This is a genomic window from Pimelobacter simplex, assembly GCF_024662235.1.
Lineage (GTDB): Bacteria > Actinomycetota > Actinomycetes > Propionibacteriales > Nocardioidaceae > Nocardioides.
Genome location: NZ_CP096276.1, coordinates 5,252,239 through 5,278,594 on the forward strand (window position 1 = coordinate 5,252,239; position 26,356 = coordinate 5,278,594).

A 26,356-nucleotide genomic window follows, 5' to 3' on the forward strand; every position below is an offset into this window, starting at 1 on the left:
GGTCTTGAAAAGCCAGACCGGTATGATGTGCGTCATGCCCTTCCAGCTCGAAGGCCGCCTCGCCACCCGCGACGTCCCTCTCGGCGACCACTGCCCGATCTCGCGATCGCTCGAGGTGGTGGGCACGCGCACGGCGATGCTGCTCATCCGCGAGGCCTTCTACGGCGCCAGCCGGTTCGACGACCTGGTGCTCCGGGTCGGCGTCACCGAGGCGGTCGCCGCGCAGCGGCTCAAGCAGCTCGTCGCGGCGGGGGTGTTCGCCAAGGAGGCCTACCGGGAGCCGGGCCAGCGCACCCGCCAGCGCTACGTCCTCACCGAGGCCGGGCACGACCTGATGCCGATCGTGGTCGCCTTCCTCGACTGGGGCAACCGGCACACCGAGGCCCCCACGTCCGCCCGTCCGGACATCAGCCACGCCGACTGCGGCGAACCGGTCCGCGCCGTGGTGCGCTGCGCCGCCGGGCACGACGTACCCGAGGACGAGGTCGTGGTCAGAGCCCCGCGGCGAGCTCGCTGACGATCGTCGCGGCCGATGCCTCGCGCGCCGCGCGGTAGCCCGTCCCCGCCCACAGGTGCAGCCGCTCCGGGTCGCCGGCCCGGGCCGCGGCGCGGCGCAGGTCGCGGGTCAGGTGGTGCAGCTCCGGATATCCGTACGGCGCCTCGGCGTGGTGCCGCGCCGCGAACCCGTTCGCCAGCGCTCGCGCCGGGCGCCCGGTGAAGCAGTGCGTCACCGTGGTCCGCGCGTACGCCGGATCGGCGAGCGCGCCGCGGTGGGTCGCCGACGTCCCGGCCTCGGTGGCGCGGAGCAGCAGCGTGCCGACCGCGACCGCCTCGGCGCCCGCGGCGAGCAGCGTCCGGACGGCGTCCGGACCGTCCACCCCGCCCGCGGCGACGACCGGCAGCCCCGACACCGCCCGGACCGCGCGCACGACGTCGGCCGTCGGCCCGTCCCCGATGGGCCGCCGCGGATCGAACGTCCCGCTGTGCCCACCGGCGCGCGGCCCCTGGACGACGAACCCGTCGACCCCCGCTTCCTCCGCGGCCCGGGCCTCGTCGGCCGTGGTCACCGTGGCCAGTACCCGCGAGCCCGCTCGCCGCAGCGCCGCGATGTCCGCCCGTCCGGGCAGGCCGAAGGTCAGCGAGACGACCGCCACCGGATCAGCCAGGAGCAGGTCGACCTTGTCCCGCCACGCGTCGTCGTCGTGCCGCGGCACGGCCGGGAGGTCGACGCCGAGCGCCTCCGCCTCGCCCCGGAGCGCGTCCGCGTAGGCCCGGAAGGCGGCCGGCTCGATCGCCCCGTCCTGCGGCACGAACAGGTTCACGCCGAACGACCGCCCGCCGGAGCCCCGGTGCGCCGCGCCCAGGTCCGCCGCGAACGCCTCGGCGCTCAGGTAGCCCGCCGGCCAGAACGCGAACCCGCCCGCGTCCCCGACCGCCGCGGCGAGCGCGGGCGTCGAGGGTCCGCCGGCCATGGGCGCGGCGACGAGCGGGAGGTCGGAGTCGAGCAGGGGCGACGACGGCACCCGTCCAGGATCGCGCACCCGGTCGCGGTCAGCGAGCGGTCGTGCTCGACGTCACCTGGTCGCCCCACGCGGCCCGTGCGCCGGAGTCCCCGACGCGATAGATCTGTACGCCGGCGGCGAGCGCCGCGACGATGCCGAGCGCGGCGACGGCGCGCAGCACGTGGGGGCCGCCGGGAGTGGTGCGGCCCGCGGCGGCCCGCCGTCCCGACCAGGTCAGCGCCGTCGCGAGCACCAGGAGCGGGAGGGCGAACCAGATGAGCTGCTCGCCCAGCGCCGCGTGCTGCCCGGGATCCCCGACGTGCCGCTCCAGCGCCTCGCCGCTCGAGGTGGCCACCGGCAGGAGCGCGGTCGCGACGAGGGCGGCGGCCACCACGAGGTGGCCGTAGCGTCCCCGCCACGCTGGCCGTACGGCGATCGCCAGGGTGCCGAGCGCGGCCAGTGGCAGCAGCACCACGACCGCGTGGACGACGAGCGGGTGGACCGGGAGTCCGTTGATCAGGTCGAACATGACGTCAGCGTCGCGTCTCGTACCTGCCACCCACCTGAACGGCGAGCGGCCGGTCACCACGCTATTTGCAATTCAGTTGCAAGAGCGACAAATTGGCAACATGTCCGACTACGTCCTCCCCGACCTCCCCTACGACTACTCCGCGCTCGAGCCGTACATCTCCGGCGAGATCATGGAGCTGCACCACAGCAAGCACCACAACGCCTACGTCACCGGCATCAACACGGCCGTCGACCAGCTCGCCGAGGCCCGCGACCAGGAGTCCTTCGGCAGCCTGTCGACGCTGGAGAAGAACCTCGCCTTCCACCTCGGCGGCCACGTCAACCACTCGGTGTTCTGGCCGAACATGTCCCCCGACGGAGGCGACAAGCCGACGGGCAAGCTGGCCCAGGTGATCGACGAGTACTTCGGCGGCTTCGACAAGTTCCGCGCGCACTTCCAGGCCAACGCGCTCGGGGTGCAGGGCTCGGGCTGGTCGGTGCTGACCTGGGACACGCTGGCGCAGCGGCCGTACATCGTCCAGCACTTCGACCACCAGGGGAACGTGCCGATCTGCATGGTGCCGCTGCTCATGCTCGACATGTGGGAGCACACCTACTACCTGCAGTACAGGAACGACAAGGCGTCCTTCGTGCAGCAGTGGTGGAATATCGTCAACTGGGCCGACGTCGAGCGCCGGTTCGCGGCGGCGCGGGCCCAGACCCCGGGTCTGATCGCATGACCGACCAGGCCCGCCGGGCCGAGCTCGTTCCGGTGGTCGAGGCCGCGCAGCGCGTGGCCGGAGTGATCGCGGCGCGGGGGCGGGGCGACGCGGAGGGCGCGCGGGACCTGCTGCGGACGTTCGCCGACGAGCGCGAGCTCGCTGGAGGTGCGCTGCTGGTGGCCGAGCTGAGCCTCGGGCTGCTCCGGTCCGAGACGGGGGAGTCGCTCGACGACTGCGTGCGCGCGCTGTGCGTCGAGATGGAGTCGAGCCTGCGCTGAGACCTCAGCGGCGCCGGCGCAGCAGGACCTGGTTGTAGAGGAGGTAGCAGCCGGACGCCTGGTACTCCAGCGTGCCGGTCACCCGCCCCCGGTGGAACCGCAGGCGGAGCTCGCCGACGACCCCGGCGCTCGTCCGCCAGGTCCGGACGGCGCGCCCGCGGCGGATCACCGTGCGCGGCACCCACAGCCCGATCGACTGCGTCCACGCGCTGGAGCCGCGGTAGCAGGAGAAGACCACCGAGCGGCCCCATCCCTTCATCACCTTGCGGCCGCCCTTGCTCACCACCTGCAGGCGGATCGGCCAGCCCTCGGCGGCGCGCGCCGGGCCGGCGTCCGCGTGGTCCCGGGCGGACGCCGGAGGGAGCACGGCGACGCCGAGCACGAGGGCGAGGACGACGACCGGGAGCGCCGAGTGCAGGAGCCGAGGAGTGGTCATCTCCTGACGGTAGACAGGCTCGTGCCACGTGCTGGGGCGGGTGATACGTGGAGTCGCACCTAGGGCGTGGGACGGGCCGCGGTGGTGATCCGGTACCGCACGAACGACGGTACGGCGAGCGCCGCCACCACCGTCAGCACGACCACCAGGACGCCGCCGCCCGCGGCCGCGGCCGCCGTTCCCACCATGGCGGCGGACGCGCCGTGGGCGACGTCGGCGAGGCGGGGTCCGCCGGCCACCACGACGATGAAGATGCCCTGGAGCCGGCCGCGGACCTCGTCGGCGGCGGCGGTCTGGAGCATCGAGGTGCGGAAGGCCGCCGAGGCCATGTCGGCGGCGCCGCCGATGACGAGCATCAGGACGGCGACCGCGAGCCATGCGTGCACCGACCCGGGCAGCGCGTCGGCCCCGAACACCGCGAGGCCGAAGCCGACCATGGCCAGGCCCCAGACGATGATGCACCAGATGACTGCGCGGCCCTGTCCGCTCACCCGGGACACCCACCCGGAGAAGACGCCGCCGAGCACGGCGCCGAGGGGGATGCCGGCGAAGAGCAGGGCGAACGCCAGGCCGCCCTCGTCCGGGCCGAGGAAGCTCTCGTGCGCGACCTGGGGGAACAGTGCCCGGGGCATGCCGAAGAGCATCGCGATGATGTCGACGACGAAGGACATCATGAGCACCGGCTGGGTGCGCAGGTAGGTGATGCCCTCGATCACCGAGCGCAGCCCCGGCGTACCGCTGGTGATGCCCTCGATCGGCAGCGGCGGCAGCCGCAGCACCGCCCACAGCGTCGCGAGCAGGCAGATCGCGTCGGCGAGGTAGAGCCAGGCGAAGCCGGTGAACGGGATGAGGACGCCGGCGATGAGCGGTCCGCCGATCGCGCCGGCCTGCATGACGGTCATGTTGAGCGAGTTGGCCGCCGGCAGGATCTCGGCGTCGAGCAGCCGCGGCAGCACCGCCGAGCGGGTCGGCTGGTTGATCGCGAAGAACGCCTGCTGCACGGCGAACAGGCTCAGGAGCAGCCAGACGTTCCCGGAGCCGAGCGCCGCCTGCACCCAGAAGAGCGCGGCGGTGCCGATCAGGCCGGTCGTGGTGACCAGCAGCAGCGTGCGCCGGTCGAAGTGGTCGGCGAGCGCGCCGCCCCACAGCCCGAACACCACCAGCGGCACCAGGCCGAAGATCCCGGTCAGGCCGACGTACGCCGACGAGCCGGTCTCGGCGTAGATCTGGGCCGGCACCGCCACCACCGTCAGCTGGGCGCCGACGACGGTGATGATGTTCGCGGTCCACAGCCGCCGGAAGTGCGGGTTCTTCAGCGGCCGGGTGTCGGCCAGCAACCCGCGAAGACTCACCGAGCCAGGCTACGGACCCCGTCGGCGCGACGATGAATCGGTGCCCCTGCGACGGTCGACACGTCCATGAGCACCTCCCCGAGCGGGGTCGGCCCGCTGGACATCACCTTCACCGAGACCCTGCGCCAGAGCGACGCCCCGGGCGGCTGGACCTACGTCATCTGGCCCGACTCCGTCGACCGGTTCGGTACCCGCGGCCGGGTCAAGGTCCGCGGGACCGTCGACGGCGCTCCCTTCGAGACGTCGTTCATGGCGCTCGGCGACGGCACCCACAAGCTGCCGGTCGCCACCGCCCTGCGCGTCGACTCCGGCAAGCGCGCCGGCGACACGGTCGAGGTGCACCTCACCGAGCGCCTCGCCTGAACGAGCCCGCCCGGCCGGCCAGACCGGCCGAGCGGGCGCGGCCCTCAGCAGCCGCAGGTGAAGTAGGTGACGTCCCAGTGGTTGCCCTCGTCGGCGTACAGGTTGCCCGACGCGGCCTTGTAGAGCGGCGCCCCGTCGCCGCGCAGCCCCTGGTAGACGTACGTCGCGTGCACCCAGCTGGTCAGGCAGCTCGTCCGCGAGAAGTCGAGCTTGTAGCCGTTGGCATGGCTGTAGGTCCCCGACGCGTGCCCGACCTCGGTCCCGCCGGTGATGGTCAGCGCGCAGCCGCTGGCCCGCTTGAGCGTGACCGCGCCGTCGACGCTCGCCTGGCGCAGCCCGTCGAAGGACGTGCAGGTGGCGACATTGCGGTTGGTGCACCCGCCGGTCGACGTCCAGCCGACGGCGTTGGCGCGGAAGGTCGCCTCGGCTTGGGCCTGGGTCACGGCAGAGGCGGGGACGGCGGTCGCGACGACCGCGGTCAGGGAGACGAGGCCGGCGAGGACGGCCAGCACGAAGGACTTGCCCGAGAAGGTCATGGCTCCATCCCCACACGGCACCGGTTCCGGGTCAAGAGAGGCTGCCGAGTGTTCATCCGCTGAAAAACTTCGTGCCAGGCTGTCGTACCGGACGTCCCCCCTTCGTGGTGAGGGTGAGCGGCGGTCATCGGGGCCACCGCAGCACCCCACCAGAACCCAAGGAGCAGAACCATGACGCAGTACCTGCTGTCCGTGCACGGCAACGAGGAGGAGTACGCGGCGGTCCCCCAGGAGGAGTGGCCCGAGATGTTCGCCGCGGTCGACCGGTTCAACGACCAACTCCGCACCGACGGGGTGTGGGTCTTCGCCGGCGGCCTCGAGGGCGCCGAGACGGCCACGGTGGTCGACGGCCAGGGCGAGGCGCCGGTGTTCACCGACGGTCCCTACCTGGAGACCAAGGAGCACATCGGCGGCTTCTGGATCATCGACGTGCCCGACCTCGACGCCGCCCTCAAGTACGCCGCCGCCGGCTCCAAGGCCTGCCAGGGCAAGGTCGAGGTCCGCCCGTTCCAGGCCGAGCCCCCGGCTGCCGAGTGAGCCCTGCCGACGCAGCCGTCGAGCGGATCTTCCGCGACGAGCACGGCCGGCTGATCGCCTCCCTCGTCCGCCGCTTCGGTGACATCGACATCGCCGAGGACGCGGCGGGGGAGGCGCTCGTCGCCGCGCTGGAGAAGTGGCCGGTGGACGGCGTGCCCCCCAACCCGGGGGCCTGGCTGACCACCACCGCCGGCAACCGGGCCATCGACCGGTTGCGTCGCGAGAAGCTGCGGGACGGCAAGCACCAGGCCGCTGCCATGGCGTACGACCCCACACCCCACGAGCCCACCGGCGTCATCGAGGACGACCGGCTGCGGCTGATCTTCACCTGCTGCCACCCGGCGCTCGCGCCGGAGGCCCGGATCGCGCTCACCCTGCGGCTGCTCGGCGGCCTCACGGTCGCGGAGATCGCGAGCGCCTTCCTCGTCCAGGAGACCACGATGGCGCAGCGCATCACCCGCGCCAAGAGCAAGATCAAGGGCGCCCACATCCCCTACCGTGTGCCGGAGCCGGCCGACCTGCCCGACCGGGTGGGCGCGGTGCTGGCCGTGCTGCTGCTCATCTTCAACGAGGGCTACCTGTCCTCCGGGGACGGCGACCCGGTCCGCGCCGAGCTGACCGGCGAGGCGATCCGGCTGGCCCGCACCCTCCACGAGCTGCTGCCCGAGGACCTCGAGGCGACCGGGCTGCTCGCGATGCTGCTGCTCACCGAGGCGCGCCGGGCGGCGCGGGTGCGCGACGGCGAGCTGGTCCCGCTCGACGAGCAGGACCGCGGCGGCTGGGACCGGACGCTCATCGCCGAGGGCCACGACCTGGTCCGGGCCTGCCTGAAGGCCAACCGGCCGGGCCGCTACCAGGTCCTCGCCGCGGTCAACGCCGTGCACACCGACGCGCCGAGCGCCGCGGCGACCGACTGGTCCCAGGTGGTCGCGCTCTACGACCAGCTGGCCCGGATCGATCCCTCGCCCATCGTCGCCCTCAACCGCGCGGTCGCGGTCGCCGAGCTCGACGGACCCGAGGTGGCGCTGGCGATCGTCGAGCGGCTGCCCCTCGACGGCTACCACGCCTGGCACGTCACCCGGGCCGAGCTGCTGCGCCGGATCGGGCGCAGCGCCGACGCCCGCACCCAGTACGACGCCGCGCTCGCGGCCTGCGACAACACCGCCGAGCGTGCGTACCTCACCCGGCGCAGGGGGCAACTGGCAGGCTGAGTCCATGACGTCCGTGCCGCTCGCCCCGCTCGACCTGCCGACCTCGTCCGACGCCTGGCCCGCCTGGGTCCGCGACCGCTCCGCTGCCGAGCTGGCCCGCGCGACCGCGCTGGTCGACGACCTGCGCGCGAACCCGCCGGCCGACCCGTTCGCGGTGCTGCGCCAGTGGGACCGGGCGGCCGGCCACCTCGGCAATGTCGCCGCCCTGGGCTCGCTGTTCGGCAACGTCCACCCGGGCTCCGAGGTGCGCGACCTCGGCGACGCCGCCGAGCAGGAGGCGGAGCGGGTCGCGACCGCGTGGGGCCTCGACCGCGCCCTGTACGACGTGTTCGCCGCCCTCGACGACAGCGCGGTCGCCGCGGACCCGGTCGCCGCCCGGCTCCTGGCCAAGGTGCGCAACGACTTCCGTCGCTCCGGCGTCGACAAGGACGAGGCGACCCGGACCCGCATCGCCCAGGTCCGCGAGCGGATCACCGAGCTCGACCAGGAGTTCAGCCGGGTCACCCGCGACGACGTCCGCACGATCCGGGTCACCCCCGCGCAGCTCGACGGGATGCCCGCGGACTGGCTGGCCGAGCACCCCGTCGACGACGAGGGCATGGTCACCGTGACCACGGACTACCCCGACTCGGTGCCGGTGCGGATGTTCGCCCGCGACCAGGAGGTCCGCCGCGCCATCACCGTCGCCTTCCTCGACCGCGGCTGGCCGGCCACCGACGCGCTGCTGACCGAGCTGTTCACGCTGCGCCACGAGCTCGCCACCACGGTCGGCTACGCCGACTGGCCGTCGTACGACGCCGACGTGAAGATGATCGGCGAGGGCCCGGCGATCCCGGCGTTCATCGACAAGATCGCCGCAGCCGCCGAGGAGCCGATGCGGCGCGACCTCGACCAGCTGCTGGCGCGCTACCGCCGCGACTTCCCCGACGCCACGGAGGTGCCGGGCTACGACTACAACCACTACGCCGAGCTGGTGCGGGTCGAGCAGTACGAGGTCGACGCCCAGCGGGTGCGCACGTACTTCGACTTCGGCAAGGTCCGCCAGGGCCTGCTCGACGTGACCGGCCGGCTGTTCGGGCTGCGCTACGAGCCGGTCGACGTACCGGTGTGGCACGAGGACGTCACCGCCTACGAGGTGCTCCGCGACGGCGCCCCGATCGGCCGGATCTACCTCGACCTGCACCCGCGCGAGGGCAAGTACAAGCACGCCGCGCAGTTCACCCTGACCGACGGGGTCGCGGGCGAGCAGCTGCCCGAGGGGGTGCTGGTCTGCAACTTCTCCCGGGGCCTGATGGAGCACGACCACGTGGTCACGCTCTTCCACGAGTTCGGCCACCTGCTGCACCACGTGCTCGCGGGGCACGGCGACTGGTTCCGGTTCGCCGGGGTCGCCACCGAGTGGGACTTCGTCGAGGCGCCGAGCCAGATGCTCGAGGAGTGGGCGTGGCACGCGGACGTGCTGCGCACCTTCGCCACGGACGCCGCGGGTACGCCGATCCCGGCCGAGCTCGTCGCCGCGATGCGCGCCGCGGACGACTACGGCAAGGGGATCTACGCCCGCACCCAGATGTTCTACGCCGCCATGTCGTACTGGTTCCACGCCGACCGCGCCGACGCCGCGGCCGGGGCGCCCGACCTGACCGCGCGGATGATCGAGCTCCAGGAGCGGTACGCCGCGCTGCCCTACCTGCCCGGCACCCACATGTTCGCGAGCTTCGGCCACCTCGGCGGCTACAGCTCGGCGTACTACACCTACATGTGGTCGCTCGTCATCGCCAAGGACCTGTTCAGCGCCTTCGACGAGTCCGACCTCTTCGCCCCCGCGGTGGCCCACCGCTACCGCGACCGGGTCCTCGCGCCGGGCGGCTCCGGCGACGCCGCCGACCTGGTCGCGGACTTCCTCGGCCGGCCCTTCGCCTTCGACGCGTACGCCGCCTGGCTCGCCCGCTGAGCGGAGGCTGAGCGCTTCGCCCTTGCGTCGGGGGCGAAGTCGGCGTACGGTTGCGATATATCGCGATAGGAACACGAACTGTTTCCGCGGTATCACGAACTCAGCAATCGGGCTCACGAGGCCCACCAGTGCGAAGGAGGTCCCACCATGGGACGCCACGAGAACTTCAACCCGTACGACGACCGCGACCCCTGGGGTCGCCGCGAGGGCCGTGAGGGCCGGGGCGGTCAGCGCCGGCAGCGCGGCGGCTTCGGGCCCGGTGGCCCGGGCGGCGGCGCCTGGGGCGGCTGGGCCCAGTGGGGCGAGCCGCACCGCGGGCACCGCGGCGGACCCGGTGGCCCCGGCTTCGGCGGCCCCGGCATGCCCCCGCCGTGGCTGGCCGGCCTGTTCGGCCTCGGCCGGCCCGAGCCGGGCCGCGGCCCGCGGGTCCGCCGCGGCGACGTCCGCTCGGCCATCCTGGACGTGCTCCGCGAGGCCAACCAGCGCGAGGAGTCGCCCAACGGCTACCAGGTGATCCAGGCGATCACCGACCGCAGCGGCGGCGTGTGGAAGCCGAGCCCCGGCTCGGTCTACCCGACCGTCCAGCAGCTCCAGGACGAGGGCCTGGTCGAGATCGACGACGAGGCCGGGCGCCGCGCCCTGCGGCTCACCCCCGAGGGCGCCACCTGGTGCGCCGAGCACGGCGACGAGCTCGCCGCCGTCTGGGCGCCGTTCGACCGCAGCCGCGAGAGCGGACGCGGTCCCGTCGACCAGGGCCACGCCGACCTCAAGGCCGAGATCGGCCAGGTCATGGGGGCGATCTGGCAGATCGTCACCGCCGGCTCCGACGCCCAGCGCAAGGCCGCCGTCGACGTGCTCGTCGAGGCCCGGCGCAGCCTCTACGGCATCCTCGCCGACGGTCCGACCGCCGGCAGCGACCCGGCCGACCCCGCCGACCCGGCGGATCCCGCCGACCCCGAGGACCCGGCCGACCCGGCCGACCCCGAGGACCGCGACGACGCCTGACCCCGGCACCGTCGTTCCCTGAGCGAAGGGCCCCGCACGCGACCCGTGCGGGGCCCTTCGTCGTCCGCGCGGCGCCGGATCTGCGTAGGCTCCGTGCCGTGAGAGCCCGACGTGTGCCCGTCCTGCTCGCCGGCGCCGGCTGCCTGGCGTGGCTGACGCTGACGTCCGGGTACGGCGCCGCGGCCGCGTCCGGTCAGGTCGACCTCGGCGGTGCGGACCTCCCCGCGCGGACGAGCACCGACCGCGGCAAGCCCACCACGATCGCGCCCGGCCTGTGGCGGGCGTCGCCGCTGGAGCCGGACCTGCCGCAGTACTTCCGCTACGACCGGCGGATGTCGGGCAGCCGGGTCCACATCGGTGTCGCCGGCCTGCCGCCCGGTGCGAGCGGCGACGGCCTCCGGATCAGCGCCGGCGTGGCGACCTCCGGCAGCACCGACCTCACCGACTGCGGCACCGAGGACGACTCCGCCGAGAGCAACGTCCCCCAGGCCGTCCTGGGCGAGCGGGTCGTCGTCGGCGGCGAGACCGGCAGCACCGGCGACGCCTGCCGGGCCGCGGGCACGGTCCGGATCGAGGTGAGCCGGACCGGCTCCGAGCCGGCCGCGATGCCGTACGTCATCAAGATCGTCGAGGAGGCGCCCTCGGCGGCGCTGCCCGAGGACGCGGAGCCCGAGGACGAGCCGTCGTACGCCGTGCCGGAGCCGGTCGCCGCGCCCGACGCCGTGGCCGGTGCGACCTCGTTCGACGACGCCCCCGAGCTCGACGCCCGCGACGAGACGGTCACCGTGACTGCCAAGGTCCGCCAGGGCACCGAGCGGCTCTGGCGGGTGCCGCTGACCTGGGGTGACCTGCCGGTGGTCCGGGTCGACGTGCCCGTCGCCCCGGGCGACGACTTCGACTACGGCGGCCCCGCGGTGACCCTGCACCTCGTCGACCCGCTGCGCGCTCGGCTGCGCTACACCGACTCCGCGGGCGACGACTCCCCGACCGGCGACTACCGCGGGGCTCCCGAGGACGAGCCGGGCGAACCCACTCGCCTGGTCGCCGCGGGCTTCCCGGTGAGCCAGGTCGACGAGCGGCTGCCCGGCGACTACTGGGTCTCGCTCGCCGTCGCGCCCGCCGCCGAGGACAAGGACCCGGTCGACGTGCCGGTCACGATCACGGTGTCGGTCGAGCGGACCTCGGACGGCGCGCCGGCGTACGACAGCGCGGTGCTCTCGCAGGACAAGTCGGCCGGTCCCGAGGGCTACTCCCCGGAGCAGCCGTTCCTCGTCGGCGAGGACACGTTCTCGCAGGTCGCGTCGGGCAGCCCGGTCGCCGACGGCGACGGCTGGTTCAGCACCCGGCGCTGGGCCGGCCTCGGCTTGGCCGCGGCCAGCGCGGCGTGCCTCGCGGCCGGTGCGGTCCGGCTGCGCTCCCGGCGCGGCTGAGCGGGCTCAGCCCAGCAGCAGGACGAGCGCGACCAGCAGTCCGAGCAGCCCCACGCCCAGCAGCACGTAGGCATCGCGCGGCGCCCGGGTGCGCACCGCCGCCACCGGTGCGTCGAGGTCCGGCCGGGTCCGCGGCGGGGGCGGTGGGGGAGGCGGCGGCGGGTACGGCGCGGTCGGCAGGTTGGTCGCGGAGACGTCCGGCGTCGGCGGGAAGTCGTCCGGTACGCCGAGGTCGTCGGCGAGCGCCGGGTCGTCCCAGCGGGCCACGAGCCCGCGCAGGGCGGGATGCGTGCGGAGCTCGGCGGCGCTCGGTCGCCGCCCGGCGTCGTACGTCGTGGCGGCGGCGACCACCTCGAGCACCGCATCGTGCTCGGGCACACCCGTGCGCAGCGCCGCGACGTCGATCGGCGCGGGCTCGCCGTCGCTGGGCGGACGGCGTCCGGTCAGCATCTCCAGCACCACGATGCCGAGCGCGTAGACGTCGGCGCTAGGGTCGGGATCGGCGCCGCGGTAGAGCTCGGGCGGCATGTAGCCCGGCGTACCGATCATCATCGCGACGTGGGTCAGCCGCGGCTCGTCGCTCGGCACGGCGATCCCGAAGTCGGTCAGCCGCAGGTGCGGCCGGCCCGTCCCGGTCGGCTCGAGGAGCAGGTTGCCGGGCTTGATGTCACGGTGCACGATGCGGGCCGCGTGGACCGCCTCCAGCGCCTGGAGGGTCTGGTCGGCGAGCACCGCGATCCAGCGCGGCGGCAGCCTCCCGCCGTGGCGCTTCATCAGGCTCGACACCGAGCCGCCGCGCACCAGCGGCATCGTGAACAGCACCCGGTCGTCCACGCCCGCCCACGACTGCGGCGTCACCACGTGGGTGTGGTCGATCCGCACCGACTGCTCGCGCACGAACCGCAGCAGCATCGCGGCATCGGCCTGGCGCAGCATCTTGGCAGCCTTGACGTCGCCGGCGGTGCGGTCGAGGACGCGCCACACCGTCCCCATCCCGCCGGTGGCGATGGGGTCGAGCAGCTCGTAGCGCCCCGCGAAGACCTCGCCCATGGCCGCGAGCCTAGCGAGCGTCCGCCCTCAGGCGAGCCGGACCGCGCGTTGGAGACGTAGGTGTCGGTGCCGGCGTTCCAGACGTGCGCGACGCCGGCGACCCGGCCGCCGAGGGTGGCGCGCTCGCGGGCGGACCACTCCAGGAAGGCGTCCTCGGTGATCGTCCAGACCTGCTCGTGGTCCGTGGGCGTCGCCTCGCGCAGGGCATAGCCGGCGGGCGGCGATCGCGGCGCCCGGGGTCCGGCTGCGCTCCCGGCGCGGCTGAGCGGGCTCAGCCCAGCAGCAGGACGAGCGCGACCAGCAGTCCGAGCAGCCCCACCCCCCGCCCCCGGTACGACGGCAGCACCGCCGCGTCGTACCGCTCCTCGCCGAGGTGCTCGGCGTAGGCGACCATCCGGTCGCCGTCGAGCACCGCGACCGAGCTCGCCCCCAGGTCGTACGACGGCCGCTGCCAGTCACTGAGCAGGTCGGCCTCCTCGACCTCGACGCTGCCGAGGTCGTGGCGCTCCTGCTCGGCGGTCACCGCGAAGGCGGCGGGCGCGTCGGCGAGGGTGAGCGGGCGGGTGGTCAGCCCGGGCGGCAGCGGAAATGCGGACACCCGGGCGAGTCTGGACGACTCACCCGGGTGCCGGTGCGCGAATGCGCGAGGCGCGGTCGGGGACCGCGGAGGATCAGGCGTTCTTGATCGCGGAGATGTCGAACTCGAGCTTGATCTTCTCGGAGACGAGGACGCCGCCGGTCTCGAGCGCGGCGTTCCAGGTCAGGCCCCAGTCCTTGCGGTTGACGGTGACGTCGCCCTCGAAGCCGACGCGGATGTTGCCGAAGGGGTCCTTGGCCGAGCCGTTCTCCTCGAACTCGATGGTGACCGGCTTGGTCACGTCCTTGATGGTGAGGTCGCCGGTGATGGACCACTCGTTGCCGTCGCGGGTGACGTCGGTGGAGACGAACTTCCACTCGGGGTAGGTGGCGACGTCGAAGAAGTCGGGGGAGGTGAGGTGGCCGTCGCGGTCGGGGCTGCCGGTGCTGACGCTGGCGGGGTTGATGGTCAGGGTGACCGAGGAGGCGGCGGGGTTGGCGGTGTCGATGTGGGCGGTGGCGGTCCAGTCGGTGAACTGGCCGCGGACCTTGGTGACGACCGCGTGGCGGGCGACGAAGCCGAGGCGGCTGTGGGCGGTGTCGAGGGTGTAGTCGCCGCTGATGTCGGTGAGGGCTGCGGACTCGGTCATGGTGCTGGGCTCCTTGGTGGTGGCGAGGTTCGTTGAATCGTCAACGACTATGGAACCAATGGTGACACGTCAACCATTCCCGGGCAAGGCGTGTCCTGGGTCACAAAGATGAACGTGCAGAGAAATGCGGCCCCGGTTCGGTAGGTTCCGGACGTGACCGCGATCCCCCGACTCGTCGCTCTCGCCGTGCTCCTCGCCGGCCTCGCGGTCGCGGTCCCGCCGCCGGTCCTCGCGGCGCCGGTCGCTGCGGCAGCACCCGCCTCGGCGGCGGGCCCGGCCGTCCCGGCCGCCTCCGCGGCGCGGCCGATCGACCGTCGTACGGCGCAGCGCTTCGCCCGTGCCTGGGGTCGGCTCGCCGACCAGGGTCGCTGGCGCCAGGTGCGCGCCCGCTCGGTGGGCGGCTCGCACGGCGTCGCGCTGAGCGAGGTCAAGTGGTACGAGCGCACCTACGGCGGCGACCGGTACGGCGCGCTGGCCGGCGCCGGGAGCTGTGAGCGCTCGCTGTGGAAGCGCTCCGCGGTGGTCTGCTACGCCGGCGCGGGCGCGGAGATCCACGTGGTCCGGGTGCACGGGCGGCTCAAGGTCGGCGCGTTCGCGGTCCTCGACTGAGCACGTGCGAAGGCCCGCCCCCGGTCGTCGGGGGCGGGCCTTCGTCGTCGGTACGAGTCGAGCTGGGTCAGGCTGCGTGCGAGTGCGCGGCCACGGGCTGGCCGACCTCGACCCAGACAGCCTCCATCCGCGTGCGGCCGTCAGCGCCGGTCACGGGCAGCCAGCGCATCTCGAGATGAGTGGTCACGTTGGTGTTGGTCATGGGTCACCTCCTGTTCACCTTGTGTTCACCAAGATAGCACGCCCTCCACTCCGCGGGCCAGAAAACGGCTCGGACCGGCTCCAACGCTCCACCTCGACCCCTGGAATCGGCCGCCAGGCGGCGCCCGTCCTCCACTGAGCGCATCTCGCCGGTGAGACGTCGTCGAAGGGGTCTGCTTCTTGCCCGATTCCGGGCATGAAATTGCACAACGTCCCGCGATCCGGCACGCTCCTCCGGGTGTACGTCGACCCGCGGCTGCTGCGCCACGTCCAGGACAGCAGCGGGATGGACGCCGCCGAGGCGGCGCGACTGATCCAGGACGTGCTCGCCTTCCACGACGAGCCCGTCGAGGAGTGGGTCCGCCGCCGGCACCGCGAGCTGAAGACCTACGGCGCGCGCAACGAGCAGATCTTCACCCGGCTCCGCGAGGAGCTCCGGGCGACCGTCGTCGCCCCGCCGGACCTCTCCGAGCGGCAGCTGCGACGGATCATCTACGGCTGAGGGAGAACCAGAAGACCATGTGCGGCATCGTCGGCTACATCGGCGCCCAGCAGGCGGCCCCCGTGCTCGTGGAGGGACTGACCCGCCTCGAGCACCGCGGCTACGACTCGGCGGGCCTGGCCGTCCTCGGCGGCAGCGGGCTCAAGGTGGCCAAGCGCGCCGGCCGGGTGCGCGACCTCGCCGAGACTTTGCCCAAGCGCTTCGGCGGCAAGATCGGGATCGGGCACACCCGCTGGGCCACCCACGGCCCGGCCAACGACACCAACGCCCATCCGCACTCCGACACCGCCGGCCGGGTCGCGGTCGTGCACAACGGGATCATCGACAACGCCGCGGCGCTGCGCGCCGAGCTCGCCGACGCCGGTGTCGTCCTGGTCTCCGACACCGACACCGAGGTGCTCGCCCACCTCGTCGCCCGCTCGACCGCGGCCACCCTGGAGCAGCGGACCGCCGAGGCGCTGGCCCGGGTCGAGGGCACCCACGGCGTCGCAGTCGCGCACGCCGACTTCCCCGACCGGCTCGTCGTGGCCCGCAACGGCAGCCCGCTCATCATCGGCGTCGGCGACAAGGAGATGCACGTCGCCTCCGACCTCGCCGCGCTGGTCCGCTACACCACGACCGTCGCGCACCTCGACGACGGCGAGATGGCGACCGTGACGGCGAGCGGCTTCACGACCTACCGGATCGACCCGTCGGGGCTCTCGGCCACCGACCGCCCGGCCAAGGAGGTCGACATCGACCCCACGGCGTACGACGCGGGGGAGCACGACTCCTTCATGCACAAGGAGATGCGGGAGCAGCCGGCCCGCGCCGAGGCGGTACTGCGCGGACGGCTCGACGAGCGCTTCGGCACCGGTCACCTCGGCGGGCTCAACCTCGACGCGCGCGAGCTGCGCGCGATCCGGAGGGTCAAGATCCTGGGCTGCGGGTCGGCGTACTACGTCGGTGAGATGGGCGCCTCGCTGATCGAGGAGCTGGCCCGGGTGCCTGCCGACGCCGAGCCGGCCAGCGAGTTCCGCTACCGCAACCCGATCATCGAGCCCGACACGCTCTACGTCGCGGTCAGCCAGTCCGGCGAGACGATCGACACCCTCCTTGCCGTCCAGGAGGTACGCCGCAAGGGCGGTCGCGTGATCGGCCTCGTCAACGTCGTCGGCTCGGCGATCGCCCGCGAGGTCGACGGCGGCATCTACCTGCACGCCGGCCCGGAGGTCGCGGTCGCCTCGACCAAGGCGCTGACCAACATGTACCTCGCGTTCGCGATGCTCGCCATCCAGCTCGGCCGGGTGCGCGACCTCTCGATCGCCGACGGCAAGCGCCTCATCGCGGCCCTCACCGCTCTCCCCGACCAGATCGAGCAGGTGCTCGCCACCGAGGAGGACCTGGCGCTCGTCGCGAAGCGGCTGGCCGAGGCCGAGAGCCTGTTCTTCGTCGGCCGGGTGCGCGGCTTCCCGGTCGCCCGCGAGGGCGCCCAGAAGTTCAAGGAGATCAGCTACCGCCACGCGGAGGCCTACCAGACCAGCGAGCTCAAGCACGGTCCGCTCGCGCTGATCTCCCCCCAGGTGCCGACCGTCGCGATCGTCCCCGACGACGAGCTCGTCGAGCGCAATGTCGCCGCCCTGGAGCAGATCGCCGCCCGCGGCGGCCCGCTCGTCGTCGTCACCCACGCGGGCGTCGACCTCGGCGATGCGGCGGCGAGCGCGGCGCGGATCGACGTACCACGGAGTGCGCGTGAGCTCGACCCGATCCTGCTGACGATCCCCCTGCAGGTGCTGGCGTACCACGCCGCGCTGAGCCTGGGTCACGACATCGACAAGCCGCGCAACCTCGCCAAGTCGGTCACCGTCGAGTGAGCCGGTCGCTCAGTAGGGGATCCGCAGCGAGGTGATGACCGGGCTGTGGTCGGAGAGCAGCCCGGCGTAGTAGCGCCCGTCGGCCGTCAGCGGCTCGTCGATCCGCCAGCTCGCCGCATGGACCCCGGCCGAGGTGAACACCCGGTCGAGGTGGTTGCCCGTGCGCGGGGTAACCTGGGGCGTGGTCGACCAGCCGTGCGCGGAGTTGCGGTAGGTCGGCGTCAGGAAGCGGGCCGCGATGTCGAACGAGTCGCGGTAGCCGTTCGCCTCCAGACGCGCCCGCGGGCCGTCGTACGCGCGCTGGCGGTGGGAGTTGAAGTCGCCCCCCAGCACCACCGGCGGCATCGGGCGGCCGGCGTAGCGGGTCGCGATCGCGCCGAGCAGCTCGAGGGTCTGCTTGTCGCGGCCCTTGTCGTACTTCGCGCCGATGGGGTGCACCAGGTGCACGCTCGCCACGACGACGTGCTGGCCGGTCTTGATGTCCTGGACCTCGACCCAGCAGGCGCCGTGGGACGGGTAGATGCCGCCGACCTGGCTGAAGATGATGCCCTGGTTGGTCCCCGCGACCACGCGGTAGGTCGACGTGCGCACGTAGAGGGCCTGGCGGCCGACCGTGTTGCCCTGGGCTGCGGTGCCGTCGCCCACCTGGCAGCCGCGCGTGTATCCGCTGAGGTTGGTGTTGAGGTAGGGCGTCGCCCCGATCGCCTCCTGGACGGCGATGACGTCGGCGTTCATCCGCAGCATCCGGTCGCGCACGCCGGTGCGTCGCGTCGTCCACTTGCTGCACATGGTGCTGCACACGTTCCAGGTGGCGACGTCGAGCGCGAACGCGCGCGGCGGCGGGGTCCGCTCGGCGCGGGTGAGCAGCCGGCAGCCGGTGGTGCTGCTCAGCCCGGTGCCCCACTTGCTCAGCGCGCGCACCTGGAAGCAGTAGGTGGCGCCGGGGGTCAGCCCGCGCACCGTCCGCGAGCCCGAGATGTCGGCCTTCACGCTCTTGCGCTTGCGGTTGGACTGCACCGCGCCGGTGCCCGGCGCGTAGTCGACCTGGTAGCCGGTCGCACCGGCCACCCGCGGCCAGGAGAAGGTCACCGCGATGGTGCTCGGCGACGCCCCCTGGACGACCTGTCCCGACACCCAGGGCGCACCGACCCGGTCGAGCCGGGGCGTCGTACGGCACACGGGGCGCGACCACGGCCCCTTCCGGGAACCCGCCTTGGCGCGCACCTGGGCGCAGTAGCTCACCCCCTGGGCGAGGTTGCGCAGCACGACGGACCGGCCGCGGGTCGACGTACCGCTGGCGCCGGCCATCGTCGGCGACGTCGACCACCGCACCCGGTAGGTCCGCGCCCGCTTGGCGCGGTCCCACTTGACCGTGAAGCCCGCCCGGTCGCCCGAGATCGTCGGCTGCACCAGTCGCACGTGCTTGGCCTTGCCGGGCGGCGCCGCCCGCGCCGCCTCGGCCGCCGGCGGGGGCAGGGTGCCGAGGAGGGCGATCGCGGTCGCGAGCGCGGCGAGGACGAGGGTGGTGGTGCGGGCGGGGGAGCAGGCGCGAGACATGTCAGCTCGGGGAACGCGGGATGCGGAGGGTGACCTTGACGGGGCTGTGGTCGGAAAGGGGCTCGATGTAGCGACCGTCCGATCCACGCGGTTCTACGACCTGCCAGCTCGACACGTAGGTATCGCTGGACGAGAACACACGGTCGATGTGTGCGCCCCAGAGGGTGGAGTCCTGGGGCGTACGGTTCCATCTGTTCATCGAGTTCGCGGCGGTGGGGGAGTTGTAGGCCGCCGCGATGTCGTAGGAGTCGCGGAAGCCGGCGCTTTCCAGCGGCGGGCGGGGGCTGTCGTCGTCTCGGCTTCGGCTGGAGTTGTAGTCGCCACCCATGACGACAGGCACGCCCGGTCGGCGGGGCAACCATCTCAGGACCTCCCGGATCTGCCGTTCGCGCTCGGCCACCTTTTCAGCGTCGGTGCCCGGGGTCAGGTGAAGACTCACCACGATCACCCGGTGCCCGGAAGCGTTGTTCTCGAGCTCGACCCAGCAGGCGCCAGGATCAAGGAGCCGGTCGCCGACGTCGATGATCGAGTAGGTGTTCGTACGGACGAGGACCGCTTCGGCGGCCCCGGTGCCATCCGACGGGCCGCAACCGAGCGTGAACCCGGCCGCGCGAGCGACGGCCGTGTCGGAGCCGGCCGGCGTCTCCTGGAGCATCGCCACGTCGACGTTCATCTTCGCGATCCGACTTCCGATCTTGGCCACACGGGAGTTGAACCCATGGCCGTCGCAGCTGTCAGCGGTGCCACCGCAGACATTCCAGGTCACCGCATCGAGCGAGCCCGCGTTGGCCGGAGCGACACTGCGGTTGGTCGGCATCGTCAGCTTGCAGTGCGTCGGGCTGCGGTCGCTGGCGCCGCCGGCGGTGATCGCACGCACCTGGAAGCAGTAGATCGTGTTGGGGAGCAGCCCCTTGAGCACGCCCACGTTGGTGCTCGTGGTCAGCGTGCGACGGCCCTTGTTCTCCCACAGCTTGTGCTTCTCGACGGGCAGAGGAGTGACGGCGTAGTCGAGCTCGTACTTCCGCGCACCCGCGGTCGCCCGCCAGGTCAGGGTGAGCTCCGCCCGGCCGCCGGCAACGCTCTGCTTGGTCACCCACGGCGACTTCGACTGACCCGGCTTGGCCACCCGCAGGCACACCGGTGCCGAGCGCTTGCCCTTCTTCTTGCCCGCGACCCCGCGCACCTGGAAGCACCAGGTCTTGCCGACGGCCAGCCCGCGCACCGTGGCGGAGCGCTTGCGGACGGTCGTCGACCGCGCCTTCTTCATGGTCCGGGTCGGGGCCCAGAGGACCTGGTACGTCTTCGCGCCGGCGGCCTTGCGCCACGACAGGGGGACGTTGGCCTTGCTGCCGGAGATGCGGGCGTCGCCGAGGGTGACCGTGCCGACCGGGGCGGGCTTCTTGCGCGCGGCCACGTCGGCTGCCTGGGCGGGCGTGGTCGTCAGGGCGGCCAGGCTCGCCGAGATCGCCAGCACGGCGACCAGCAGCAGTGCCAGCGGGGTCCTCGTCGTACGCGTCACCGGATCGTGCTCCCTCAAATGTGGGTAAAACTCCGGACACGACCGTACGTCGTGACCGGCCGGGGTGCATCCTTTCGGCGAGCGTCGGGACCTCGGTCCCGGTGCGTCGGGCTGCCACGCGGCCGAGGGTGACTGAGCGCACCGCGCCGACGATCAGGGGTGAGAAGGCTCACGGCACTACCCTTGACGGGTGAGTGAGACCGCAGAGCACGAGACCGCCACGTTTGCCGACCTCGGTCTCGGCGAGCGGATCCTGAAAGCCCTCAAGGGTGTCGGCTACGAGTCGCCGTCGGCGATCCAGGCCCAGACCATCCCGCACCTGCTCGACGGGCGGGACGTGATGGGTCTCGCGCAGACCGGAACCGGCAAGACCGCCGCGTTCGCGCTGCCGATCCTCGACCGCCTCGACCTGTCGCAGAAGACGCCGCAGGCGCTGGTCCTCGCGCCCACCCGTGAGCTCGCGCTCCAGGTCTGCGAGGCGTTCGAGAAGTACGCCGCCGACCTGCGCGGCGTCCACGTCCTCCCGGTCTACGGCGGCCAGGGCTACGGCGTTCAGCTCTCCGCCCTGCGGCGCGGCGTCCACATCGTCGTCGGCACGCCCGGCCGGATCATGGACCACCTCGACAAGGGCACCCTCGACCTCAGCCAGCTCCGCTTCCTGGTGCTCGACGAGGCCGACGAGATGCTCAACATGGGCTTCGCCGAGGACGTCGAGACGATCCTCGCCGACACCCCCACCGACAAGCAGGTTGCGCTGTTCTCGGCGACCATGCCGAAGCAGATCAAGGCGCTGTCGTCGAAGTACCTCAACGACCCGGTGTCGATCGCGATCGAGCGCAAGACGCGTACGGCCGAGAACATCACCCAGCGCTACCTCATCGTCAGCTACCCCCAGAAGGTCGACGCGCTGACGCGCATCCTCGAGGTCGAGAACTTCGAGGGGATGATCGTCTTCGTCCGCACCAAGAGCGAGACCGAGACGCTGGCCGAGAAGCTGCGCGCCCGCGGCTACAGCGCCGCCGCGATCAACGGCGACATCGCCCAGCAGCAGCGCGAGCGCACCGTCAACCAGCTCAAGGACGGCAAGCTCGACATCCTCGTCGCCACCGACGTCGCCGCCCGTGGTCTCGACGTCGAGCGGATCAGCCACGTCGTCAACTACGACATCCCGACCGACACCGAGGCCTACGTGCACCGGATCGGCCGGACCGGCCGGGCCGGCCGCAGCGGTGACGCGATCTCGTTCGTCACCCCGCGCGAGCGCTACCTCCTCAAGCACATCGAGAAGGCGACCCGCTCCACGCTCGACCAGATGCAGCTCCCGAGCGTCGAGGCCGTCAACGTGACCCGCCTCGCCCGCTTCGACGACCAGATCACCGCGGCCCTCGAGTCGCCGCAGATCGAGTTCTTCCGCGACGTCGTCGGTCACTACATCCGCGAGCACGACGTGCCCGAGGTCGACGTGGCCGCCGCCCTCGCCATCGCGATGCAGGGCGACACCCCGCTCCTGCTCGAGCCCGAGCCGGAGCCGCGCCGAGGCCGGTTCGACGACCGGGGTGACCGGGGCGACCGGGGCGACCACCGCAAGCGCGACTGGAGCTCCGACGACGGCGACCGCGGTGGCCGGGGTCGCGACCGCGGCTCGCGCTCGGGCGCCCACCTGACGTCGTACAAGATCCAGGTGGGCAAGCGCCACCGCGTCGAGCCCCGCCAGATCGTCGGCGCGCTCGCCAACGAGGGCGGCCTCGACCGGCGCGACTTCGGCAAGATCACGATCCGGCCGGACTACTCCATCGTCGAGCTCCCGGCGAACCTCCCGCCCGAGGCCTGGGAGAAGCTCAAGTCGACCCGGATCAGCGGCAAGCTCATCGAGCTCGCGCGCGACTTCGGCCCGCCGAAGCGCTCGCGCAAGCCCCAGGACTGACCTAGGGTCGGGCCCCATGGGGGGTCCGCGCCGGATGCTCGCGACCGCGGCCTGTGCCGCGGTCGCGTTGCTGGCGTCCTCCTGCGGCGGCAGCAGCGGTACGACGCCCGCGGGCTCCGCGGATCCCGCAGCGGTCACCCCCTCCGGCCTGCCCGGCTCGGGCTCCGCGTCGCCGTCGCCGTCACCGACCCAGGTGGACCGGCCGACGGAGGTCTCCCGCGACTCCGGCGCCCGCGCCGACGTACCGACCGTGGAGATCATGGCCCAGCTCGCCCGCCGGGCCGAGCGGATCGCCAAGCGCCTCCCGCAGGCACCCGTCCCGGCCGGCATCGACCGCGGCACCAACCGGGCGCTGGGCTACCAGCTCCTGCTGGAGTTCGGCTTCCCCGCCGACCAGTGGCGCTACCTCGACGCCCTCTGGGCGCGCGAGTCCGGCTGGAACCACCTCGCCGAGAACCCCAGCTCGGGCGCCTACGGGATCCCGCAGTCGCTCCCGGCATCCAAGATGGCGGTCGTCGGCGGCGACTGGCGGACCAACCCGGAGACCCAGATCCGCTGGGGGCTGGCCTACATCGCCGCGCGCTACGGGAGTGCGCAGAAGGCGTGGGAGCACTCCGAGCGCGTTGGTTGGTACTGAGCAGTCCTGCGCGTCAGCGCGTGACGCCGGTGTCGGTGCCCGCCGTCAGCCACTCCGCGGCGTTGGCGACCTGCGCGCAGGACCCGTCCGTCGAGCAGTACTGCAGGGTCCGGTCGTGCACGAACGCGATCGTGTCCGGCCCGGCCCAGGTCACGTCGTTGGTGAGCGAACCGGTGGCGAACCGGCTGAGCCTCCGGCCGTCGTCGGCGGCGCGGACGACGACCGCGGAAGCCCCATCCGCGTTGAGGGCCCACGCCACGCTGACGAACCGCGTGCCGTCCGGCGAGTACGGTGAGGTGCTGATGATGTACTCGTCGCAGATCCGGCGGGGCCACCGGTTCTCCGCATCGGCGACCGGGCGGCCGGCCAGGCAGGAGAACGGGTCGCCCTCGGCCTCGCGATCGGTGCCGACGACGTACGCACCGTCCGGCGACGCGGAGATCTGGTCGACCGGGGCGCCCTTGCTGATCACCTCGGTGCTCCCGTCGGTGTGATGCACGACCAGCGCGGGCTGCTTGCTCCCGGCCGGGAGCCAGCCGGCGATGACATCGTCGCCGGACCAGCCGATGTCCCCGGTCGGCCGGCCGGCCGGACGGAGCGGCAGGTCCCGCGCCCGGGCAGCCGGATCGGTCAGGTCGAGCCACTGGTAGCGCCGGCCGTGCACGAACGCCAGGCGCCGACCAGCGGCGTCGACGTCCCACACTGTCCCGTACGGGAGGCTGGCGACCTTGCGGACACCGCCGTCCTCGCTCACCAGGTAGGCGTCGTTCGTGTCGTCCTCCCACTTGCCGAGCAGCCAGCCGCCCGCGACCCGCTCCAGTGAGTTGGCGAATCCGATGATGGCGTCGCCGGTGTCGACCTCGCGGTCGCCGTCGTGGATCACGCCGTCGGCGATGTAGAACGGCGCGGGCCGGCTGCTGGAGACCTCGTCAGGCACGTCCACCCGGCCGGTCCCCGGCGCGAGCAGTCCGGCGGTCGCCACTGCCCCGCTCGCGAGCACGGCGACCACCGCGACCACGCCGATCGTCTTTCGCTCCACCCTCGCTGCCCTCCCGCGGTGCTCCACTCCCGGGGTGAGCCTGGCACCGATTCCCCGGGCGTGTGCCCGGAACGGGCCGAGGTCAGTGCCCGGTGCGCGCGACCGCCGCGTCGGCCACGCACCCCGCCGCGGCCGCCATCCCGGCCGCGGCCGCGATGAGCACCGACGCCATCGGCATGGGCAGGCCGGCGGGGGCGGCGAGGTCGCCGGCGGCGAAGACGCCGGGGACGCTGGTGCGGCCCAGGACGTCGACGACGACCGCGCCGAGCTCGGTCACGTCGAGGCCGAGCTGCTCGGCGAACGGGGTCGCCTGGGTCCACTCGGTCTTGACGAAGAGGCCGCCGAGGTCGAGCGAGGTGTCGTCGCCGAGGTCGACCGCCAACCCCACCTCGGTACGACGCACCGCGCGCACCGGCTCGCCGACGACCCGGGCCCCCACCCGCGCGAGCGCCGCGGTGGTCGCCTCGTCCAGGTCGGCGCCGTCGGCCAGGACGACGAGGTCGCCGGCGATCGGGGCGAGCATCCCGGCGAAGTGGGCGGCCTGCGGGCCGGCGCCGAGGATGCCGACGGTCCGGCCGGCGAACTCGTGGCCGTGGCAGAAGGGGCAGTGTGCGACCAGGTCGCCGAACTGCTCGGCCACGCCGGGGACGTCGGGGAGGTGGTCGGTGACGCCCGTGGCGAGCAGCACCCGGGTGGCCCGCAGGTGGGTGCCGTCGGCGAGGTCGAGGGTGAAGTCGCCGAGCTCGCCGGAGACGCGGAGCACCTCGACGTCGCGGAACTCGACGTCGTCGTACTGCTCGGCGTCCTTGCGGGCCGCGACGCGCAGCTCGGCGGGCGGCTCGCCGTCGTGGCCGAGGAAGTTGTGCATGTGGGTGGCGGGATCGTTGCGGTAGCGGTCGGTGCCGAGCACGACGGCGCGCTGGTGCATCCGGCCGAGGGTCTGGGCGGCCTGCAGGCCGGCCGAACCGGCGCCGACCACGGCGACGTCATACCGCTCGGAGGGCTGTGCTGCGTTCATGAGGATCTCCTTCGCACGAGATGGTGGACTTGCGCAGGTCAACAGCCTGTGACTTCATGTCAACATGAAGTCAAGTCGTGAGGTCAAGTGGACGGTCGGCGAGCTGGCGGAGCGGTTCGAGCTGGAGCCCCACGTGCTGCGCCACTGGGAGGACAAGGGTCTCCTGGAGCCCGAGCGCGACAGCGCCGGGCGCCGGGTCTACGTCGAGGACGACGCCTACCGGGTCGCGGTGATCCTGGTCAGCAAGGCCTCGGGGATGAGTCTCGACCAGATCCGGGTCCTCGTCGACGCGACCGCCGACGGGCGCCGTGACGCGCTCCGGGAGCACCTGGCCGAGCTCGACCGCCGGCAGGCCGAGCTCGAGCGGTCGCGGCACATGACCGAGCACGCGCTGGAGTGTCGCGCGCACGACATCGCGACCTGCCCGGGCTTCCGTGCGCACGTCTCCGACGTGGTCGAGGGCACCCGGCGGGGGCTGCCGTTGTCAGGAGTCCGTCACTCGTGATGGAGTGACCTGGCTCACATTCCGCTCCCGTGAAGGCGGCGTCATGTCTCGGACCGCTCGTGCACTGCTCTCTCTCGGCGCCGGTCTCGCGGCCGCGCTCGTCTCCGTCGTCGGCGTCCCCGGTCCGGCTCAGGCAGCCGCGCCGTCGTACGTCGCGCTGGGGGACTCGTACTCCTCCGGCGTCGGCACCCGCAGCTACCTCAGCGACGGGACGAGCTGCCAGCGCTCGTCGTACGCCTATCCGCGGCTGGTGGCGGCCCAGAAGGGCTACGCGCTGAGCTTCCAGGCCTGCTCGGGCGCGACCGTCAGCACCGTGACGAGCGGCCAGCTCGGCGTGCTGTCGAGCGGCACCGACTACGTGTCGATCTCCGTCGGCGGCAACGACGCGGGCTTCACCGGGGTCCTCACCGAGTGCGCGAAGCCGGGCTGGATGTCCAACTGCAATGCGGCGATCGACAAGGCGCAGGCGTTCATCAACGGCACCCTGCCGGGCCGGCTCGCGACGCTGTACGCCGCGATCAAGGCCAAGGCGCCCACGGCGGTGGTGGTCGTGGTCGGCTACCCGCGGCTGTTCATGGGGGAGGACTGCAATGCGGCGACCTTCTTCTCGCCCGCCGAGGAGACCCGGCTCAACGCGACCGCCGACCTGCTCAACGCGAAGCTGTCCGCGGCGGCGAGCGCCAAGGGCTTCAAGTGGGCCAACCCGACCTCGCGCTTCACCGGGCACGCCGTCTGCGACGCGCCGGAGTGGCTCAACGGGCTGTCGAACCCGATCAGCGAGAGCTACCACCCCAACCGGCTCGGGCACTCGTCCGGCTACCAGCCGCTGGTCGCGGGGCTGCTCGTCGGCTGAGCGTTCCGGTTCCGTCGTGCCCGGCTGGTA

The 26,356-nt window shown here is 72.9% G+C and carries 29 protein-coding genes; 16 read left to right on the forward strand and 13 right to left on the reverse strand.

What is annotated here, in order from left to right:
• The first annotated feature begins 34 nt into the window (after positions 1-34).
• Complete coding sequence (locus tag M0M48_RS25775) at positions 35-517, forward strand: winged helix-turn-helix transcriptional regulator (protein ID WP_257753300.1); 483 nt, start codon at positions 35-37, stop codon at positions 515-517.
• On the opposite strand, the gene M0M48_RS25780 is transcribed toward M0M48_RS25775, so the two are convergent.
• Entirely contained in the window at positions 492-1,523 is a 1,032-nt protein-coding gene (locus M0M48_RS25780; RefSeq protein ID WP_257753301.1) for a nitronate monooxygenase, read from the reverse strand. The two genes, M0M48_RS25775 and M0M48_RS25780, sit on opposite strands and share 26 nt — an antisense overlap.
• Before the next feature lie 28 nt (positions 1,524-1,551).
• A complete protein-coding gene (locus tag M0M48_RS25785) occupies positions 1,552-2,031 on the reverse strand; it encodes a DUF2231 domain-containing protein (protein WP_257753302.1) in 480 nt (159 codons plus the stop codon).
• 100 nt (positions 2,032-2,131) lie between these two features.
• On the opposite strand from M0M48_RS25785, the gene M0M48_RS25790 reads away from it, so the two are divergent.
• Together M0M48_RS25790 and M0M48_RS25795 are read left to right on the forward strand one after the other, a co-directional pair.
• Positions 2,132-2,752 (forward strand): superoxide dismutase, encoded by a 621-nt coding sequence (locus M0M48_RS25790; protein WP_257753303.1) that lies wholly within the window; start codon positions 2,132-2,134, stop codon positions 2,750-2,752.
• Entirely contained in the window at positions 2,749-3,012 is a 264-nt protein-coding gene (locus M0M48_RS25795) for a hypothetical protein (RefSeq protein ID WP_257753304.1), read from the forward strand. The genes M0M48_RS25790 and M0M48_RS25795 overlap by 4 nt, the downstream gene beginning before the upstream one ends.
• Before the next feature lie 4 nt (positions 3,013-3,016).
• Here the strand turns inward: M0M48_RS25795 and M0M48_RS25800 are convergent, their stop codons facing one another.
• Both M0M48_RS25800 and M0M48_RS25805 read right to left on the reverse strand, forming a co-directional pair.
• Positions 3,017-3,448, reverse strand: coding sequence for a hypothetical protein (locus M0M48_RS25800; protein ID WP_257753305.1), 432 nt, complete (start codon positions 3,446-3,448; stop codon positions 3,017-3,019).
• A gap of 59 nt (positions 3,449-3,507) precedes the next feature.
• Entirely contained in the window at positions 3,508-4,800 is a 1,293-nt protein-coding gene (locus tag M0M48_RS25805; protein ID WP_215813944.1) for an MFS transporter, read from the reverse strand.
• 66 nt (positions 4,801-4,866) lie between these two features.
• On the opposite strand from M0M48_RS25805, the gene M0M48_RS25810 reads away from it, so the two are divergent.
• Positions 4,867-5,163: a DUF1905 domain-containing protein gene (locus M0M48_RS25810; RefSeq protein ID WP_257753306.1), complete on the forward strand. Its 297-nt coding sequence runs from the start codon at positions 4,867-4,869 to the stop codon at positions 5,161-5,163.
• Between the two features lie 44 nt (positions 5,164-5,207).
• On the opposite strand, the gene M0M48_RS25815 is transcribed toward M0M48_RS25810, so the two are convergent.
• Positions 5,208-5,699 (reverse strand): hypothetical protein, encoded by a 492-nt coding sequence (locus M0M48_RS25815; protein ID WP_257753307.1) that lies wholly within the window; start codon positions 5,697-5,699, stop codon positions 5,208-5,210.
• 171 nt (positions 5,700-5,870) lie between these two features.
• Between M0M48_RS25815 and M0M48_RS25820 the strand changes: the two genes are divergently transcribed.
• From M0M48_RS25820 to M0M48_RS25840, 5 genes are all read left to right on the forward strand, one after another.
• Positions 5,871-6,236, forward strand: coding sequence for a YciI family protein (locus M0M48_RS25820; protein WP_215813941.1), 366 nt, complete (start codon positions 5,871-5,873; stop codon positions 6,234-6,236).
• Positions 6,233-7,447, forward strand: a complete 1,215-nt coding sequence (locus M0M48_RS25825; protein WP_257753308.1) for an RNA polymerase sigma factor — start codon at positions 6,233-6,235, stop codon at positions 7,445-7,447. Before M0M48_RS25820 ends, M0M48_RS25825 begins: the two co-directional genes overlap by 4 nt.
• A 4-nt stretch (positions 7,448-7,451) precedes the next feature.
• A complete protein-coding gene (locus M0M48_RS25830; protein WP_257753309.1) occupies positions 7,452-9,398 on the forward strand; it encodes a M3 family metallopeptidase in 1,947 nt (648 codons plus the stop codon).
• 147 nt (positions 9,399-9,545) lie between these two features.
• The gene (locus M0M48_RS25835; protein WP_257753310.1) at positions 9,546-10,403 is read left to right on the forward strand and encodes a PadR family transcriptional regulator; all 858 of its coding nucleotides are present in this window, start codon (positions 9,546-9,548) and stop codon (positions 10,401-10,403) included.
• A gap of 98 nt (positions 10,404-10,501) precedes the next feature.
• On the forward strand, positions 10,502-11,833 hold the full coding sequence (locus tag M0M48_RS25840; RefSeq protein WP_257753311.1) for a hypothetical protein: 1,332 nt from the start codon (positions 10,502-10,504) through the stop codon (positions 11,831-11,833).
• 6 nt (positions 11,834-11,839) lie between these two features.
• Here M0M48_RS25840 and M0M48_RS25845 read toward each other — a convergent pair whose 3' ends face one another.
• From M0M48_RS25845 to M0M48_RS25855, 3 genes are all read right to left on the reverse strand, one after another.
• Positions 11,840-12,883 carry a serine/threonine-protein kinase gene (locus M0M48_RS25845; RefSeq protein WP_257753312.1) on the reverse strand — a complete coding sequence of 348 codons (1,044 nt, stop codon included), beginning with the start codon at positions 12,881-12,883 and terminating at the stop codon, positions 11,840-11,842.
• Positions 12,884-13,154: 271 nt separating this feature from the next.
• Entirely contained in the window at positions 13,155-13,481 is a 327-nt protein-coding gene (locus tag M0M48_RS25850; protein WP_257753313.1) for a hypothetical protein, read from the reverse strand.
• A gap of 73 nt (positions 13,482-13,554) precedes the next feature.
• Complete coding sequence (locus M0M48_RS25855; RefSeq protein WP_257753314.1) at positions 13,555-14,109, reverse strand: YceI family protein; 555 nt, start codon at positions 14,107-14,109, stop codon at positions 13,555-13,557.
• A 153-nt stretch (positions 14,110-14,262) separates the two neighbouring features.
• On the opposite strand from M0M48_RS25855, the gene M0M48_RS25860 reads away from it, so the two are divergent.
• Complete coding sequence (locus M0M48_RS25860) at positions 14,263-14,718, forward strand: hypothetical protein (protein ID WP_257753315.1); 456 nt, start codon at positions 14,263-14,265, stop codon at positions 14,716-14,718.
• Between the two features lie 67 nt (positions 14,719-14,785).
• On the opposite strand, the gene M0M48_RS25865 is transcribed toward M0M48_RS25860, so the two are convergent.
• Positions 14,786-14,920 (reverse strand): hypothetical protein, encoded by a 135-nt coding sequence (locus tag M0M48_RS25865; RefSeq protein ID WP_255319147.1) that lies wholly within the window; start codon positions 14,918-14,920, stop codon positions 14,786-14,788.
• 195 nt (positions 14,921-15,115) lie between these two features.
• Here M0M48_RS25865 and M0M48_RS25870 point away from each other — a divergent pair, with 195 nt between their 5' ends.
• Positions 15,116-15,421: a hypothetical protein gene (locus M0M48_RS25870; RefSeq protein WP_257753316.1), complete on the forward strand. Its 306-nt coding sequence runs from the start codon at positions 15,116-15,118 to the stop codon at positions 15,419-15,421.
• A gap of 17 nt (positions 15,422-15,438) precedes the next feature.
• Positions 15,439-17,274, forward strand: a complete 1,836-nt coding sequence (gene glmS / locus M0M48_RS25875; protein ID WP_257753317.1) for a glutamine--fructose-6-phosphate transaminase (isomerizing) — start codon at positions 15,439-15,441, stop codon at positions 17,272-17,274.
• A 9-nt stretch (positions 17,275-17,283) separates the two neighbouring features.
• Here glmS and M0M48_RS25880 read toward each other — a convergent pair whose 3' ends face one another.
• Both M0M48_RS25880 and M0M48_RS25885 read right to left on the reverse strand, forming a co-directional pair.
• The gene (locus M0M48_RS25880; RefSeq protein WP_257753318.1) at positions 17,284-18,831 is read right to left on the reverse strand and encodes a fibronectin type III domain-containing protein; all 1,548 of its coding nucleotides are present in this window, start codon (positions 18,829-18,831) and stop codon (positions 17,284-17,286) included.
• 1 nt (position 18,832) lies between these two features.
• The gene (locus tag M0M48_RS25885; protein ID WP_257753319.1) at positions 18,833-20,350 is read right to left on the reverse strand and encodes an endonuclease/exonuclease/phosphatase family protein; all 1,518 of its coding nucleotides are present in this window, start codon (positions 20,348-20,350) and stop codon (positions 18,833-18,835) included.
• 190 nt (positions 20,351-20,540) lie between these two features.
• Here M0M48_RS25885 and M0M48_RS25890 point away from each other — a divergent pair, with 190 nt between their 5' ends.
• Complete coding sequence (locus tag M0M48_RS25890) at positions 20,541-22,274, forward strand: DEAD/DEAH box helicase (protein WP_215816679.1); 1,734 nt, start codon at positions 20,541-20,543, stop codon at positions 22,272-22,274.
• A gap of 16 nt (positions 22,275-22,290) precedes the next feature.
• On the forward strand, positions 22,291-22,911 hold the full coding sequence (locus tag M0M48_RS25895) for a transglycosylase SLT domain-containing protein (protein ID WP_257753320.1): 621 nt from the start codon (positions 22,291-22,293) through the stop codon (positions 22,909-22,911).
• 13 nt (positions 22,912-22,924) lie between these two features.
• Here M0M48_RS25895 and M0M48_RS25900 read toward each other — a convergent pair whose 3' ends face one another.
• Entirely contained in the window at positions 22,925-23,950 is a 1,026-nt protein-coding gene (locus M0M48_RS25900; RefSeq protein WP_257753321.1) for a hypothetical protein, read from the reverse strand.
• Positions 23,951-24,032: 82 nt separating this feature from the next.
• On the reverse strand, positions 24,033-24,968 hold the full coding sequence (locus tag M0M48_RS25905; RefSeq protein WP_257753322.1) for an NAD(P)/FAD-dependent oxidoreductase: 936 nt from the start codon (positions 24,966-24,968) through the stop codon (positions 24,033-24,035).
• Between the two features lie 64 nt (positions 24,969-25,032).
• On the opposite strand from M0M48_RS25905, the gene M0M48_RS25910 reads away from it, so the two are divergent.
• Complete coding sequence (locus tag M0M48_RS25910; RefSeq protein WP_257753323.1) at positions 25,033-25,473, forward strand: MerR family transcriptional regulator; 441 nt, start codon at positions 25,033-25,035, stop codon at positions 25,471-25,473.
• 43 nt (positions 25,474-25,516) lie between these two features.
• Positions 25,517-26,326, forward strand: coding sequence for an SGNH/GDSL hydrolase family protein (locus M0M48_RS25915; RefSeq protein ID WP_215816684.1), 810 nt, complete (start codon positions 25,517-25,519; stop codon positions 26,324-26,326).
• Positions 26,327-26,356 lie beyond the last annotated feature (30 nt).

Bases quoted from the DNA above. Each gene is read 5' to 3' on its own strand.
- M0M48_RS25775 (WP_257753300.1), top strand. From the start codon at position 35: ATGCCCTTCCAGCTCGAAGGCCGCCTCGCCACCCGCGACGTCCCTCTC.
- M0M48_RS25785 (WP_257753302.1), bottom strand. From the start codon at position 2,031: ATGTTCGACCTGATCAACGGACTCCCGGTCCACCCGCTCGTCGTCCAC.
- M0M48_RS25790 (WP_257753303.1), top strand. From the start codon at position 2,132: ATGTCCGACTACGTCCTCCCCGACCTCCCCTACGACTACTCCGCGCTC.
- M0M48_RS25795 (WP_257753304.1), top strand. From the start codon at position 2,749: ATGACCGACCAGGCCCGCCGGGCCGAGCTCGTTCCGGTGGTCGAGGCC.
- M0M48_RS25800 (WP_257753305.1), bottom strand. From the start codon at position 3,448: ATGACCACTCCTCGGCTCCTGCACTCGGCGCTCCCGGTCGTCGTCCTC.
- M0M48_RS25810 (WP_257753306.1), top strand. From the start codon at position 4,867: ATGAGCACCTCCCCGAGCGGGGTCGGCCCGCTGGACATCACCTTCACC.
- M0M48_RS25815 (WP_257753307.1), bottom strand. From the start codon at position 5,699: ATGACCTTCTCGGGCAAGTCCTTCGTGCTGGCCGTCCTCGCCGGCCTC.
- M0M48_RS25820 (WP_215813941.1), top strand. From the start codon at position 5,871: ATGACGCAGTACCTGCTGTCCGTGCACGGCAACGAGGAGGAGTACGCG.
- M0M48_RS25830 (WP_257753309.1), top strand. From the start codon at position 7,452: ATGACGTCCGTGCCGCTCGCCCCGCTCGACCTGCCGACCTCGTCCGAC.
- M0M48_RS25835 (WP_257753310.1), top strand. From the start codon at position 9,546: ATGGGACGCCACGAGAACTTCAACCCGTACGACGACCGCGACCCCTGG.
- M0M48_RS25845 (WP_257753312.1), bottom strand. From the start codon at position 12,883: ATGGGCGAGGTCTTCGCGGGGCGCTACGAGCTGCTCGACCCCATCGCC.
- M0M48_RS25855 (WP_257753314.1), bottom strand. From the start codon at position 14,109: ATGACCGAGTCCGCAGCCCTCACCGACATCAGCGGCGACTACACCCTC.
- M0M48_RS25865 (WP_255319147.1), bottom strand. From the start codon at position 14,920: ATGACCAACACCAACGTGACCACTCATCTCGAGATGCGCTGGCTGCCC.
- M0M48_RS25870 (WP_257753316.1), top strand. From the start codon at position 15,116: ATGAAATTGCACAACGTCCCGCGATCCGGCACGCTCCTCCGGGTGTAC.
- glmS (WP_257753317.1), top strand. From the start codon at position 15,439: ATGTGCGGCATCGTCGGCTACATCGGCGCCCAGCAGGCGGCCCCCGTG.
- M0M48_RS25880 (WP_257753318.1), bottom strand. From the start codon at position 18,831: ATGTCTCGCGCCTGCTCCCCCGCCCGCACCACCACCCTCGTCCTCGCC.
- M0M48_RS25895 (WP_257753320.1), top strand. From the start codon at position 22,291: ATGGGGGGTCCGCGCCGGATGCTCGCGACCGCGGCCTGTGCCGCGGTC.
- M0M48_RS25905 (WP_257753322.1), bottom strand. From the start codon at position 24,968: ATGAACGCAGCACAGCCCTCCGAGCGGTATGACGTCGCCGTGGTCGGC.
- M0M48_RS25910 (WP_257753323.1), top strand. From the start codon at position 25,033: ATGAAGTCAAGTCGTGAGGTCAAGTGGACGGTCGGCGAGCTGGCGGAG.
- M0M48_RS25915 (WP_215816684.1), top strand. From the start codon at position 25,517: ATGTCTCGGACCGCTCGTGCACTGCTCTCTCTCGGCGCCGGTCTCGCG.